We start from the raw sequence: 14776 nt of genomic DNA on the forward strand, positions 1-14776 counted from the left end.
TTCTTTCCCAAGTTAAGCGTCACGCATGAACGTATTCATTATTTCTGCGGGTGCTGCCGTTCCAGTCATCCCGATTTTGCGCACTACGATAGAAGCACCGATGTGTGCGAAGGCCATTGCTTCTGCTCCGCTGCTGCCCGCTCCGAGGGCACAGGCCAATCCGGCTGCAAAGCAGTCACCGGCCCCGACAATATCGAGCGGAGGCTCAGCCCTGCGGCTTGGCGCCCAGAAACAGTGCTCCCCCTCAACCCAGAGGGAACCGTTTCCCCCGAGCGTGAGACAGCATGGAGCTCCCACAGTTAGTGAAAGCTTGCGTGCTGACTCCAACCATTCGGCCCAAGAGCCGCCTGTTGGATCGCCTGCTGGCTTCACCCACTGCTGCGCTTCGATTTCATTCGGTTTGACGATGACTCCGGAGAAATTGCCGATTCGATTGCGGCTGTCCACGACAATCGTTTTGCCGCGCGCCGCCCACTCGCTGAGCCGGTCGCGAACAACAGGGACAATGACTCCGCATGCCAGTTGATCCGTTACGGCGATAATATCCACCTGCTCTGCCATTTGGTCCAATTGAGCGATCAGCAGGGAAATCGTCTCCGCCCTCATCGGAGTATGATTGTTAAAATCCAGTCGCGGATCTTCCTGTTGCACTTGCTGCCAGCCATGACGAAACGGCTTGCAATAAGCCGGAGTCACCCAGTTGTCTGCTGTAAGCAGATGTGAATCGTTAATTCCAAGCTTCGCAAAGCTTTGACGCAGCATATGTCCGCGCCAATCCTCCCCGATAACGGAACAAATCCGGACTTCCGCACAGCCTAGCGCACGCAGGTTGGCAGCAACGTTACCCGCCGCTCCAGGCGAATAGTGTTCCCGGATGACTGGCAGCGAGAAATGCGGGGTTTCACGAGATAGCTCACTGCGTGTCATATCTGCATGCCAATAAGCGTCCAGACACGCGTCTCCTATCACGCCCGCTTTCAGACGGGAAATCCCTTGCAGCAAGCGCTCAGCCGCATCCCGCGGCAGCTCTTCTACAAGGGTAACCCCCCTCTGCAACAGCTCATCCGGAAGAGCAGCTCCCGGTTTCATATAGCCAGAGTCTGCAGCCCCTTTAATTGGCATATATAAGTCTCCTCCTTTTCCAGATCTATTCCCGGCACTAATCATTCGAATCCCAGTCTCCGCAGCCAATCGGCCTGATCCAGGAAATCGCCCGCGATCCAGTCAGCCCCAGCTTCAGCAAGCCTTTTCTCCTTCACAGGATTGATCCCTTCACGCCGCTCTTCGTCACTGGCCAAACCTAGCGCCAATCCGCCATTTTCCTTTGCCAGCCGAATTTCCACCTTCCCATCACCAATGACAACCAGCTCACTTCCGGAAAATCCTCTCGACGCGATCAAATCTCCAATAACCTTCTCCTTCGAACATTCAGCACGCCCCGGAGGCGCACCCACGATCTCTTTAAAGTAGCTCGCCACACCCAAAACCTCTGCCTCTTTAACCACATCGGGATGGTCCGTTCCACTGGCCACGTACATGTCGATTCCCTTTGCCGCCAACTGCTGCAAAAAGGCCACCGCTCCAGCCATAATATAATGCTCCGCTTGAAGCTCCCCTTTCTCCAAAAGACTTATCCGTTCCTTCACTTTCAAAAGCAGAAGCTCATTGTACTCCGCTTTGTAGCCCCATCCATCAAGCACCTTATCATTCCAGCCTTTTTCACGAACCTTGCCCACCAGCCATTCCATCTGATAAATCGTTTGAATACCTGTGGACTGATCAATGTATGCAGCAATCTCCCGCTCAAGCTCCGCCTTCTCTCCAGCCGAAAGAACAGCATCACCAGCTATTGCCTGCATCATCATCGGCGCCATTACTTCTTCCCAACCCGCGCGCAAAGTCGATATCGTCCCATCAAAATCAAACAAAGCAACCTTAACCTTTACCGCTGCATTACCTTCCGCTGCCATAAATATCGTTCCTCCCGTAATCTTCGTTTACTCTCACTAGCTATCGCTTTGAGCATTTTTACTTAATGAAAAAGTTAATTCCACAAAAAAATATGATGAATTAACTTATTCATTAAATTTAATCGGTATGACTCCATTGTAAAGGACACTCCAGTCCTTGTAAATAGAAAAAGTCACTCTAATTCTGGATCAAAGTCAAAAATAGGCGCTTGACGAAAAAATAGAGCAATATAAAAGAGCGATAAAAGAGAGATATAACAGATACGTGTCTAGCCAGAGTCCGATGATGAAGCTGAAGCTGACTTTAGGGAGGTTACGGACATGAGATCCCTTATTTCACCGAAATGACGTCATTTCGAAAACATACGGACATCAGGTCCCTTATTTGCCCTGAATCGGGCTCAAACAGGAGAAAACAACCTCAATAACGGCTTCTATGTCCGTAAGCATTTCAAATCATGTCATTTTGCCACAAATAGCGCCCGTGATGTCCGTAAGCCTTCATGATGAAATTCTAAAGATCTCTGCGAACCATAGACCATCTATGGATAATCTTTTGGGGGTTCCCGCTTTTTTATTGGTTTGTATGTAGCCTTTTGCCACGGTATGTTATAATCTGTTCAAAGAAATAAGTCGGTAAATTTGAATTAGGAGATTACTAATGCAAAAAATTGAAACCCATCGATTGATATTAAGAAATTTTTCCGAGGCAGATTCTCAAGGTCTGTTGGAATATTTGGGTAATCCAAGAGTGAGCTGCTTTCTTGATGAAAGAACTTCCACGTTAGAAGAAGCTGCCTTAAAAGTTCAAAAAAGAAGCAAAGATGACTCTTATGTTGCAGTCTGCTTAAAAGACAGCGATTATCTAATCGGAGAACTATTTTATTTAAAAGAAGAGCCAGATACTTATTCCATTGGTTGGAATTTCAATGCTCAATTTGAAGGTTTGGGATACGCAAATGAAAGTGTGAAGGCTTTTTTGAAGTATCTCTTTATGCAACTAGGTGCAAGAAGGCTTTATTCATATGTTGAGGATGATAACTACAGGTCACAAAAATTATGTGATAGATTAGGTATGCGTAAAGAAGGTTATTTTATTGAATTTATTTCATTTACCAAATACGAGGATGGAACACCTAAATACGAAAACACTTTCCAATACGCATTGCTAAAAAAAGAATGGTTAAAAAAACAATCCAGTTAACAAACTTTAGGGGAAATAGTCTCTCGTTTTCCCCCTAAAGTTTTTGAAGAAATATACTTAAATAAACAGGTACATTAGTTTAAGACAGCCGCTTCTTTTTTGAAACTGGCTGTTTATAGGTTAGTGATGAAAAACATCACTAACCTACTGTGCCATGCTTAAGACCGAAGCTGGGATAAAATTTGTGGATCCTTGATCTTCGTATCCTGTGCCAACAGGACGATCTTGGATAAGATCTCGGCAGTCTTCGGGTCCTCATCCATAAACGGCAAGAACAGCTTGCCTCTATGCTGGGAGTGAACAGGAAGGATGGCTAAAGCTCCTACAGCTTGCTTATACACCATGCCGCTGCCTAAATGGACGCTATACTCGCCCAGCTGACCTGCAATACGGGCATGGTTGCCCTCCAACACGACATTGTCTATCTTCAGCAGCCGCAGCGACTCGCGGACAATTGCAGTACGCATCCCGATTGTCGTCAGACTTGCTTCCGGATCTACACCGCCCACATGAGCTGTGCTGACTACCAGATCTACGTCGCGCATCACTTCAGAGAAGATCAGACTTGGTACTTGATCTATAGCCAGATTTTTGTAGGTGTTCCTGTCGTAGAACCGGACAGTTTCCAGGGTCGGACTTTCCACATCCGAAGGGGAGAACCAGTCCGCCAGGGCGTAGATGCTGGCAATTACATTTTCTTTGTAATAGACCTTCTGCAGTCCTTCCTCATAGCTAACTGTCCAGAAGCGGTTCTTGAGCAGGCTGACCGTCTTCCGGGGCTGCACCTGATGACCTGCGTATCTGCGGGATAAAGTGCCGCTTGCCAGCTCGTCGGCATTGGGCAGGTACAATTCCCTGAATATCTGCTTGAACGGCTGTTTGATTTGTCTATCAAATAAATCCTTCTGGTATTGACTCCACTGCCCACTTTGATATAAATGAAGCGGATGCGCGATCAGCAGTGAATCACTCTCAGCTATTGTATATTTGAGTCCATCAATACCGAGCAGCACTCCACCTTCGAAATATCCAAGGTGCCGCGTATGTCCACTGTTCTCATCTGATCCACCTTGTACATAATTCCCATCATTTCCATCCAGTCCATCCAAACGATCCAATCCCCGAGCGACAAACACCAACGCTCCAACGAGCGGAGACAGGACAGGATTCTGCATCAGCCGGCTGATCTCCTGCAAGGTAAAGACGCTTCCCGACTCCATAGAGCGTTCAAGCTCCGCGCGAGCCCTCCTGTATTGATCGGCAAGCTCAGTTTTTGTATTCCTGAGCGATTCGATATACGCATGCTTCTTGTATGCCGCAGGAATAGATTTCAGCTCCTTGCCCTTGCGGGACAGGCGGATGTCCGACTTGCCATCTTCGTCGATGACCAGCTGCGCGGTTAAGTCCTCAAGCTCCATCGGCTCGAAGTAATGAAGAAGCTCGTCGAGCTTGCGTCCTTCCATATCCCATGTTAGCCGGATAACATCTGCGTAACCGGCATTTCTCGCCAGGTTGTCCAGCGCAATGCTGGCTGTCTTCGCTTCACTTACCCGCCGCTGAGCCCCAAAGGTCTTGCTTTCCTTCAAGAACTGCTGAATAAATGTATATCTCTCCAGCACATCCCCAGCTGCGTCTTCACTTAAAGGGATGAGGCTGTAGCTTAACAAATGATCCTTGTTGCGCTTATCCGCTACAGAGGCCTTCATCTCCTGCAGCTTCAGTCTGCCAAGAACAGCATCTGCAAACAGCTGGGAGCGCCTGTGATTCGAACCGGCAGATATATATTTGGCGCATTGATACAGCATTTGGAACTTCTTTTCGCCAAGCTCTTGATAGGCTTCCTTAAACCAGTGAATATCGAAAGCTCCATCCGTGAAATCCTGCGGCGAGATGGGCGAGTAATGGGCAACAATCGTTTCTTTCTCAGCCGAAAAGGATTCATTGATATGGGCGTGGAAATACCAGGCTGCGCTCCGGAGGCCTCTCCAGCCCAAATATTGCGAGATGATCTCAACCCACTGCGGAGCATACATCGCGGCTTCGAGCAAGCGTAATTCTGAAATCTTTTTATCCTTCAGCAGCTGCTTTAGTAATGCCGCGTCCTCCTCTTTTTTCGGATGGCAGGCTCTGAGCAGACGGCTGAACATTTCTTTTTTCGTCAAATCATTGCCATAGCTATAAATAAATCCCCGCACGAAGGCTTCCTTCTCCAGCCCTGCGAGAATATCCATGAAATAGGCCATACCCTCGATATACTGAATGCTTGTTGCCAGACGTGTTACTTCTGTGGAAAGATCTCCGCGATTTAATTCGATCTCCAGAATACGCTGCAGAGCCTTCTCCTGAAAAGGTATGATTTCCGGATTCTCCTCAGCAAAACGGCCATTCGTATGGGTCATCTGCCTGATATAATGGTTGCTGTAGGGCCTTGCCAGCAGTTCCTTAAACATATCATTCTCAGTAAAGAAGCCAAGCTTGTATGCCCGTAAAAAGTCAATTAAGGACAGATTAGTGCTCTCATACTGCTGCATACCATATAATTTGTAATGTAGGAGGAAGGAAGCTTTAAAGGATACATCATCATATGTCGCCTTGCGCTCCCAGCTGATCCAGAAGCGTACAAATAGCTCGAGCAGCTTATTCTCCTCTTCCAGATTCTCCTCAGGAAACGCTCCAATGATCAGATTCAGCACGGGGTTCACGAAGCTGAACAGGCTCTGCTTGTCGTTATCCTCCAAGTAAGCCTTGACAAGCGACTGCGCCTGAGAGCTATAAGGCAGCTCCTCGTAAAATTCCTCAACCCCCTTAAGCATGCTCATCGGGTACAAGTTGTCCAGAAATTCTTTTCTCCAGCCCTCCAGAGGCTTATAGTAAGTCTGCTCCCAGCTGCTCAATTCTCCGAAGTAATAGTCATACAGAGTATCCGCATTTTTGTAAAATTCGAGCTGCAGCAGCTCTACAGGGCTGAATCCACTCTTCTCCAAATAAGCTTTCCATACCTCTGCAAGCGGATAACGCTCCAAAACAGGTTGATCAGCATCCGCAAGATCATACCGCCACTTCAAAGTTGTCAGATTGGTTCCAAGAAGCAGAGTCTGCTTCGCCCCGGAGTAGTCCTCCACCTCGTATTCATGATGACGGTGTTCATGAATAAGTTCAGATAATCCGGTGAGGAATTCCTGAGCCCGCTGCAAGGACAACGTGAAGCTTTTCTTCCCCTCAAGCAGCGCGGACAGAGGCACCTTCTGAACTTCTGTCAGTTCTGCGGTACCGGTCTTCGGATCGAATAATCCAAACCCGTTAGCTGCGTTATAGGCCTCGCTCTGTTCAAGCTTGGCAATCAGAAGCTGCTCTTTGTCTGAGGGGGCTTCGATCTGGGTAATTTGATCCTTCAGAAGAGGATAAATTTCATTGAATGAAGCTTCCTCTTTCAATTCAGTCAGCATTTCCAAGGCTGCCATACGCTGCAGCTCATTCCTGCTATGCAGCAGCAGCTCTAGCACCGAGGTCAGCTTCTCGGCAGGCTGCTTAAGCAGCAGTTGAATCGCGCTTTGGCGCAAGGAGCCTGTTTTAAGCTTCAGAATTGCCGCTACAGCCTCCAATTCACTGCCGCTTAATTCGAGCTTGGCAGCTTCGGTGAGCGCTTTTTCGCGATTGCTCAAGCTTTTGTCCCCAAGGCTTGCAAGAATAAATTCCCGCTGCAGCCGGTTCGCAGGGTCCCCCGTGAAATGAACAAGCAAATCGCCCCGCCGGTCAGGAGCGAGCGCTTCTTTCCTCGCGATCAGTTCCGCAATCCATTCATGATCCATATCATAACCCGTGAGGTACATCATCTTACTGACAATCATGTCAGAGGAATAGCGGATATGGATCCAATCGAAAACCTTGGAGGCCATCGTCAGCTCCTTTTGCCCCAGCTCTGCAAACATTTGCCCAAATAGCCCGAATTGCTGTCTCCTTACAGATTTATCCTCCAACACAGCTATGCGCGGCACTTTAAGTTTTAATGTAAACTTGCCGTCTTCCTGGTCCCAGGTTTGTGAATAATCGAAGCTATAGTTGTAAAGAATCCAATAACGCAGCTCAGGATCCTTCTCCCCCAGCCATTCATGGGCAATCTGAAAGCATACCTCTTTGTTCTGGCTTTGCGCCAGCATGTATTGAGCCACGATTTTCTGGTAGGTTTCTCCCCGCTGCATCAAATGCCGGATTTTATCATAAAGCTCCTGCTCTTCATGAACCGCATATGCCCAGAGACTCATAAAAATTTCGTTCACATTCTTGCTGTCCAGCCAAGCTTCACGCAGCTCCTTATCCTCCAGAGCTTGCGCAGCAAGTTCCAGGCACTGCTTAGCCACACGGGTATCTGCCGCTTCAAGCGCCAAGCCCGTCCATACGTCAAGTGCCCGGACCACGGAGCTAAAACGGATTAGATTATGGCTCTCAATAACCTGCAGCATATGTATCATAGCGTCCAGTGTGCCCTCGTCCATACGTTCAACAATACTTTGCCGCAAACCCTCTTGCAGCCGCGCAGCCACCAATAGCTCTCCTATCATCCGGTAGACATCTTTATTGTGACTAAGGAACGCTCCTTTAATCATAGGTGCAGACAGCAGAGCAGTATTATTGTCTCCATAGATGATATCTTTCAAGGCATTTAGAACATGTTCATTGCCTAGGTCGATTTCGTAAGCGATCAGGTCTGGGAGGGCATCCGTTGGGATCCGATAATCATTGTTTGAGAAATAGTCCGGCTTCGTCAAATAATCAAGTGTTGAGAAAGAGAGCCACTGCATACATACAAGCGAATTTATTTTGACAATCAAAGTTCCTGTGTGTGCTCTTAATTCCTTAGTACGGAACGGCCGTCTGGTGTAACCACTGCTGTATGGGTACTCTGCTGCATGCCGGACCATATAGCGGAAAACATCTGCATAGGCTTCATCCAGCAGCAGCTCCGCAATGGCTAATAAAGGATTGAACAGGCTGCTCTGCTCTCCGCCCGACATGGTGTCCAGCAAGCTTGCCATTTCATCCCTTAGTCCGTGCTCGACATAACCTTTTTCAGCATTTTCCACAATCCATTCAGCTATTTGCCGAAGTGAATTGTCCACCTCTAACCCTTTCGCCCTTTCCAACATATCTTGGAAGTAAAGCTTTTTCTCTACTCTCTCTAGTCTCTCCACTAATCTGCCTCCCCTTACCATAATCTTCCTGCGAGCATTGTAAATCGGATGAAAGCAACGTCAGCGCTCTCCTCCAACAGTAACGGCTCATCCAAGCTATCTATTTCTTCTCCATTTATAAATACTTTGTACAGCCCGTCCTCGTGAGCAAGAATAGCTGTATGAACGGCATCCGCCGAATCAGCCTGCTGCTCATTATACAGCGTACCGAAGCCAACCTTTCCCACGCTGCCCTGCTGCTCAATCTCGCTGCCAGTTAAATAGGGAACTAGCGGTACTTCGGTCTGACGGCTATTGAATTTCTTAACATTCTCTGTCACCATATCTGTAATGAAGGCCCGAAGTGTTTCAGGTGTCCTTATCAGCTGCCATTCTATCCGGCTCAAGTCATTTTTCTTCTTTCCCAGACTCTTAACCGTAATAAACACTTTCATAACCATTCACCTCCAAAATAATGCTTAAAGAAGCCTAAAAGATTTACGGAATTTACGGAATTTATGCGACTTTTTCCTGAATAGGAGTATAATACCACACATAGATAACCGCTGACCTCGTGCAACGGAACGATATCATACATTTGAATAGGTCAAAAGAAGGACAACACAAAGGGGTCTAAAGGCAAACAGATTGGAAAATTAGAAGGAGCTGAACAACGTTGAAAGGTGAAATTATTGAACGTTTTGTCAATTATGTCAGAGTGGATACGCAGTCCAACGAGTACAGCGATTCCTGTCCCTCAACGCCAGGGCAAATGAGGCTCGCGCGAGATTTGGCTGAGGAACTAGCCGCTATCGGGATGTATGATGTAACGCTCGACAAAAATGGCTACGTGATGGCTACGCTCCCTTCCAATACCAAAAAGCACGTACCCACCATCGGATTTCTGGCTCATTTAGACACAGCCCCCGAATTTAGCGGCGCTAATGTGAATCCCCAAATTGTTACCAATTATAACGGCGGGGATATTTTGTTGAACGAAGCCAGGAGCATTGTGCTTTCACCCGAAGACTTCCCGGAGCTAGACAACTACAGAGGACACACATTAATTACCACAGATGGAATGACTCTGCTTGGTGCCGACAACAAAGCTGGAATTACGGAAATTATGACGGCAATGGCCTATCTCGCCCGTCATCCCGAAATTAAGCATGGCAAAGTCAGAGTCGCTTTCACTCCGGACGAAGAGATTGGAAGAGGTCCCGACAAATTTGATGTCTCTGCATTTGGAGCCTCCTATGCTTATACCGTTGACGGTGGCCCTCTCGGCCAGCTGGAATATGAAAGCTTTATCGCAGCCTCGGCCAAAATTACTTGCAAGGGCATCAATGTACATCCAGGGACAGCCAAAGGCAAAATGATCAACTCCGCCAAAATCGCGATGGAAATCCATCATAGGCTTCCAGTGGAAGAAGCACCCGAATATACGGAAGGTTATGAAGGCTTCTACCATCTTCTTTCCATCCATGGCGATGTAGAGGAAACCAAGCTCCACTACATTATCCGCGATTTCGATCAAAAGCTGTTTGCAGCTAAAATAAGAAACCTAAACACCATCGTAAATGAGTTAAAAGAAATCTATGGAGAAGACAGCATCATCCTTGAGATAAAGGACCAGTATTACAACATGAAGGATAAAATTGAGCCGGTTAAAGAAATTGTGGAAATCGCCCGCCGCTCCATGGAAATGTTCGGTATTGATCCGGTCATTAAGCCTATTCGCGGCGGTACGGACGGTTCACAGCTTTCTTATATGGGACTTCCTACACCGAATATTTTTACAGGTGGAGAAAACTTTCACAGCAAATTCGAATACATCTCCGTAGAAAATATGGTGAAGGCTGTAAAGGTAATCATCGGGATCATTAACCTGCTGGAGCTGGAGGCAGACTGAGGTCGATTGGCTGGTTGAACATGTCCTTTCACTTAACGATGTTTTTAATCATTAAAGCAAGGGTTTCCAGGAGAAACGGCACGTTAATGATGATTTTCATCGTTAAAAGAGGACAGATAGCCGCTTTGGGTTGTTAAAAGGGATTTTACGATGTTTTTCATTGTTAAAACAAGAATTCGGAGAGCCCCCGGGGTTTTTACGATGAAAAACATCGTTATAACGCAGTTGGCGCGGCAGCTTTTCCTCTCGTGCGTCTGCGTCCATTAGGGACTTCCTTTAACCGCGGCTGAAGCCCACAGCCCTTCAAGTTCACCTCCCTCCACTTGCCTTCACTTGTCTTTACTGTCTTCACCGCCTTCACCTGCCCTGCCTCCTTCTGCACCTCAACGAACACGCCGCTCCAGAAGCCGCAAGGTGTTTATCTCAGCGCAAAATGGAGATAAAGAAGATAGGGAGCTGTGTCGTTTTTTTATGAGGGAGGTTATTCAAATTAATCTAACACTGATTGCTACCATCATTTTAATCAATATTGTTTATGTATCCTTCTTCACCATGCGTATGATTTTCGTCATTAGAGGAATGAAAGCAACAGCTTCCCTCCTCTCTGTAGCAGAGGTCTTTATTTATTTAATGGGGCTAAACATTGTGCTCAGCAGCCTGGATAAACCGTGGAATATTGCCGCTTATTGTCTGGGCTGGGGACTGGGTGTCTACTTGGGAAGTATAATTGAAGAAAAGCTGGCTCTAGGCTACCTCATGTTTCAAGTTATTGTGGATTCTGTTGAATTGGAGTTACCCGGCAAATTGCGGAAGCTTGGATATGGCATAACCTCATGGACCGCAGAAGGCATGTCCGGACAAAGACTCGTCATTCAGATTCTGGCCAAAAGGATGCACCAAAAAAAGTTATTGGCAGAACTTGGCGTTCTTTCCCCGAAAGCATTTGTCATCTCATCTGAGCCTAAAAACTTCAAGGGCGGGTTCTGGGTAAAAAGGTTGCGGGACTGAAAACTCAGTCCTATCGTCAAAGTGGAGTCCAGATAACGATGTTTTTCATCGCTAAGTGAAGAATTTACAGTAAAGCCGGCTATATAACGATGTTTTTCATCGCTAAAAAGGTATGGAAGTTATTTCTTTGGTTGGCTTCTTTTCATAAAAAATGTCGTTACGAGAACGCAAGAAGTCCAATTGGGAGGATAGGCCGGATTCTCTTTCCCCCTGAGTCAAAGGGATAGACATTCTGAGCTAAAATTATGATACAATAAATAAATATCCAGTCCAAGGAGGTCATTGATCATGGAGCAGGAATTAAAGAGTTTGCTCGAATCTATTATAAAGAACCAAGAGACGCTTAAGAGTGAAGTGAATGCAAGGTTCGATAACATAGACGTTGAATTGTCAGCCATAAGGACACAACTGAACAGAATCGAAACTGAAGCTAACGAAGATATAATAGCAACGCTTGAAATTATTAATAATAAACTAGAACTAACGGCAACAAAGGAAGATATAGGCTTCTTAGCAGGGAAGTTAGGCCAGCATGAATTAGAGATAGATAGATTAAAGCGAGTAAAATAAATAGTAACGTAAAATAATCTTCCCGATCTCCCTTTAAATCCGCAATAGAGCCGAAAGGCTGAGTACATCGCCATCGCCTAGGTTCAGCATATGCACTCTGTGAAACCCTCCGGCCCTCATTATCTTTCTGGTAACTAATTAGTCAATTACAAGCCCCTCCGGCTCATTTAAATATTGGAACAACTCCAATGGAATGGGAATGCCCTTATCCTGTCTGTCGCATGCCCGCAGATATTCAGGCTCTCCTGGCAGCATAACACCTTTGTTTCCTGGCGCCGGCGGTACGGTATGAAGTTCATCCATCATCTGGTCGATATTTGCCAGAAACGAGTCTCTACCCGTAAACCTCGACACATCAATGGCGCAGAAAAAATGACCCAGCTTCCGGCGATCTGTATAGTCGCCTCCGTACATTTGACTTACGTGAGGACCATAGGGCGAGCCAGTAAGTATGCCTGCGAAAATATCCACTACAAGACCCAGCGCATATCCCTTAGCTCCACCAAAAGGGAGCAGCGCAGAGAACTGGTGGGGATCTGTTACCGGCTTTCCTTCAGCATCCACCGCCCAATCGGCTGGAATGGATTTGCCGGCTTGGAGCGACTCCAAGATTTTCCCATAGGCCACAGAGCTTGTGGCCATATCCACAATGATCGGCGGCTTTGTGCCTGAGGGAAAACCGAAGGCCATAGGATTCGTTCCGAAGAAAGCTTGGCTTCCTCCGAAGGGAACGACCATTTTGTCTGTGTTGGTCATGACCATACCGATCATATTTTGCCTGGCTGCCATTTCCGCAAAGTAGGACAAAGCCCCGCAATGGCTGCTGTTCGTTGCCCCTACCATACCGATCCCGCTTGCCCGGGCGAGCTCGATGGCATGACTCATCGCTTTTTCCGCTATGATATGGCCTAAGCCGTCATCGCCATCCACAGTCGCCGTAACAGGTCCCGTCGGATGAACGGTAATTTGCGGATTCGCATTGATTCCGCCATGTGTTATTTTCTGAATGTAGTGCTCCATCCGAAGGACACCATGCGAATCGACGCCCCTTAGATTGGCATGCACCAGCACATCAGCGGTTATCCGGGCGTGCTCGTGAGCTATGCCTGCTTTTGTTAATTTATTGACACATAGCTCAGTCAGCTGTTGAGGGGAGAGTAGCTTTTCTTCCCTGATATTTTCCCTATTAAGTTCAGTCATTTGCTTCCAACCTTCCCCATCACTCTCGTCCTACTTACTCGTTCCACTCATCCTTCTGATTCTTCTGATTCTTTCGTCATCATCTCTTTTTGTTATATCAACTGATATATCAAAAATTGCATAAAAAAATGCTGCTTACTTTTTGCTTATTCTTCCCAATAAACAGCGCCAGGCAGGCTTCCGTCCATCACATACCCGCCATCAATCGTTAGCATCGAGCCTGTCATATACCTGGATTCATTAGAGGCCAAATATAAAGCGGCATGGGCAATATCTTCAGGCTCCGCAATATCCTGCAGGGGAATACGCTTGAAAAGCGCTTCTTTGACGGCCGGCGTGTACATAGGTGTGGTCAATTCAGTATAAGTCGCTCCGGGAGCCAAAATATTAGCGGTGATTTTATGAGGGGCCAGCTCTGTTGCCAGCGTTCTCGTAAACGATTCGATGCCGCCCTTGGCAGCCGTGTACGCGGAACAAGACGGCTCTGACAGCGTCGCATGAATGGAGGATACGTTGATAATACGTCCTCCTTGTTTTTGCTCTATCATGGCCTTTGCAGCATACTTGCTGCCGAGAAAGCAGCTGGTCAGATTATTGCGGATGATGCGCTCCCAATCCTCTTCTTCTGTATCCACCACATTCGCTTGATGAATAACTGCGGCGTTATTGACCATGATATGCAGCCCTCCAAAAGCGGAAAGCGCCGCTTCCACGTACCGGATCGTATCTTCTTTTAATCCCACATCCGCCTGTACGAAAAGTCCTTTTACACCAGATCCTTCAATCGCTTGGAGCACCTTGCGTCCCCGCTCTTCATTTCGGCCTACAATAGCTACATTCGCCCCTTTTTGAGCAAAAAGCTTGGCGATCCCGGCACCAATACCAGCCGTACCGCCCGTTACAATAGCCACTTTTCCAGATAAATTGCTCATGAACATACCTCCATCACACCATTGGATTTGTGGTTACCTGCATCCTTCTTAAAAAATCTAAAAAACCTTATAAATATCAATAATCGCTAAAAGATTGCTCAAAGTCTGATCCAAATGCTCCTTCAAGCGCCGCTTGGCTTTTTCCTTATCACCCTCCTTCAATGCCTGCAGAAGCTCCTTATGCTCCATATGAGCATTGTGGATTCGCTGTAAATCCTGCAAATAATAAGCTCTTGCCATTTGAACGTGACCGTTTACTTTTTCGTAAGACTCAATGATTCTTCTGTTTTGCGTGGATTCAACAATGAGCTTATGCAGCTGGATGTCTGATTCCATAACCTGAGTGCCCTCGTACTGCTCGGAAGTAATCAACTTCTCGAAATCATCCACAATACCCGCCGCTTCCTCCACGCGCTCCCGCAAATGGTCGAACCCTGCCTCCAAAGCAAACAGCTCCACCATTTCCCGGTACTGAAAAAGCTCGATTAAATCCTGCTTATAGACGCCTTTGACATAAATACCTTGGCGGGGCACCGTCGTAATAAACCCTTCACCATCCAGCATATTCAGCGCATCCCGCACAGGAGTCCGGCTAATACCGAGCTTTTCAGCGATTTCAACAGCATCGATCCGCTCATTTGGCGTAAACTCTCTTCTCATAATCATTTGTTTAAGCTGGAGATACACCCGTTCCTTGATATCGGTGCTGCCCATAAATTGTTCCTTGTCTAAAGACTCCAAATTGTTCTTCATCCGCTATCACCTGTATTCTCCGTTATATTCTCTGAATGCTTCGTTTTTTCTAATATATC

General features: G+C 47.0%; 12 protein-coding genes. 4 read left to right on the top strand and 8 right to left on the bottom strand.

Annotation, left to right across the window (positions count from 1 at the left end; all coding sequences use genetic code 11):
* Nucleotides 1-12: 12 nt before the first annotated feature.
* Both J2Z66_RS25590 and J2Z66_RS25595 read right to left on the bottom strand, forming a co-directional pair.
* On the bottom strand, nt 13-1122 hold the full coding sequence (locus J2Z66_RS25590; RefSeq protein WP_209975572.1) for a bifunctional heptose 7-phosphate kinase/heptose 1-phosphate adenyltransferase: 1110 nt from the start codon (nt 1120-1122) through the stop codon (nt 13-15).
* A gap of 41 nt (nt 1123-1163) precedes the next feature.
* On the bottom strand, nt 1164-1970 hold the full coding sequence (locus J2Z66_RS25595) for an HAD family hydrolase (protein ID WP_209975573.1): 807 nt from the start codon (nt 1968-1970) through the stop codon (nt 1164-1166).
* 661 nt (nt 1971-2631) lie between these two features.
* Here J2Z66_RS25595 and J2Z66_RS25600 point away from each other — a divergent pair.
* The gene (locus J2Z66_RS25600; protein ID WP_209975574.1) at nt 2632-3174 is read left to right on the top strand and encodes a GNAT family N-acetyltransferase; all 543 of its coding nucleotides are present in this window, start codon (nt 2632-2634) and stop codon (nt 3172-3174) included.
* Between the two features lie 158 nt (nt 3175-3332).
* Here the strand turns inward: J2Z66_RS25600 and J2Z66_RS25605 are convergent, their stop codons facing one another.
* Together J2Z66_RS25605 and J2Z66_RS25610 are read right to left on the bottom strand one after the other, a co-directional pair.
* The gene (locus J2Z66_RS25605) at nt 3333-8363 is read right to left on the bottom strand and encodes a DUF4132 domain-containing protein (RefSeq protein WP_312894767.1); all 5031 of its coding nucleotides are present in this window, start codon (nt 8361-8363) and stop codon (nt 3333-3335) included.
* A 14-nt stretch (nt 8364-8377) separates the two neighbouring features.
* Nucleotides 8378-8797, bottom strand: coding sequence for a hypothetical protein (locus J2Z66_RS25610; protein ID WP_209975576.1), 420 nt, complete (start codon nt 8795-8797; stop codon nt 8378-8380).
* Nucleotides 8798-9018: 221 nt separating this feature from the next.
* On the opposite strand from J2Z66_RS25610, the gene pepT reads away from it, so the two are divergent.
* Nucleotides 9019-10254 carry a peptidase T gene (pepT, locus tag J2Z66_RS25615; RefSeq protein ID WP_209975577.1) on the top strand — a complete coding sequence of 412 codons (1236 nt, stop codon included), beginning with the start codon at nt 9019-9021 and terminating at the stop codon, nt 10252-10254.
* Nucleotides 10255-10468: 214 nt separating this feature from the next.
* On the opposite strand, the gene J2Z66_RS25620 is transcribed toward pepT, so the two are convergent.
* Entirely contained in the window at nt 10469-10615 is a 147-nt protein-coding gene (locus J2Z66_RS25620; RefSeq protein ID WP_209975578.1) for a hypothetical protein, read from the bottom strand.
* A gap of 110 nt (nt 10616-10725) precedes the next feature.
* On the opposite strand from J2Z66_RS25620, the gene J2Z66_RS25625 reads away from it, so the two are divergent.
* Both J2Z66_RS25625 and J2Z66_RS25630 read left to right on the top strand, forming a co-directional pair.
* Nucleotides 10726-11262, top strand: coding sequence for a DUF2179 domain-containing protein (locus J2Z66_RS25625; protein WP_209975579.1), 537 nt, complete (start codon nt 10726-10728; stop codon nt 11260-11262).
* Between the two features lie 288 nt (nt 11263-11550).
* Nucleotides 11551-11832, top strand: coding sequence for a hypothetical protein (locus tag J2Z66_RS25630; RefSeq protein ID WP_209975580.1), 282 nt, complete (start codon nt 11551-11553; stop codon nt 11830-11832).
* 138 nt (nt 11833-11970) lie between these two features.
* Here the strand turns inward: J2Z66_RS25630 and allD are convergent, their stop codons facing one another.
* From allD to J2Z66_RS25645, 3 genes are all read right to left on the bottom strand, one after another.
* Nucleotides 11971-13032 carry an ureidoglycolate dehydrogenase gene (gene allD, locus J2Z66_RS25635; protein ID WP_209975581.1) on the bottom strand — a complete coding sequence of 354 codons (1062 nt, stop codon included), beginning with the start codon at nt 13030-13032 and terminating at the stop codon, nt 11971-11973.
* Nucleotides 13033-13178: 146 nt separating this feature from the next.
* Nucleotides 13179-13964, bottom strand: a complete 786-nt coding sequence (locus J2Z66_RS25640) for an SDR family NAD(P)-dependent oxidoreductase (protein WP_209975582.1) — start codon at nt 13962-13964, stop codon at nt 13179-13181.
* 57 nt (nt 13965-14021) lie between these two features.
* Nucleotides 14022-14717 (bottom strand): GntR family transcriptional regulator, encoded by a 696-nt coding sequence (locus J2Z66_RS25645; RefSeq protein ID WP_209975583.1) that lies wholly within the window; start codon nt 14715-14717, stop codon nt 14022-14024.
* Nucleotides 14718-14776 lie beyond the last annotated feature (59 nt).

Origin of the sequence: Paenibacillus eucommiae (assembly GCF_017874215.1) — a bacterium.
Classification (GTDB): domain Bacteria; phylum Bacillota; class Bacilli; order Paenibacillales; family NBRC-103111; genus Paenibacillus_AI; species Paenibacillus_AI eucommiae.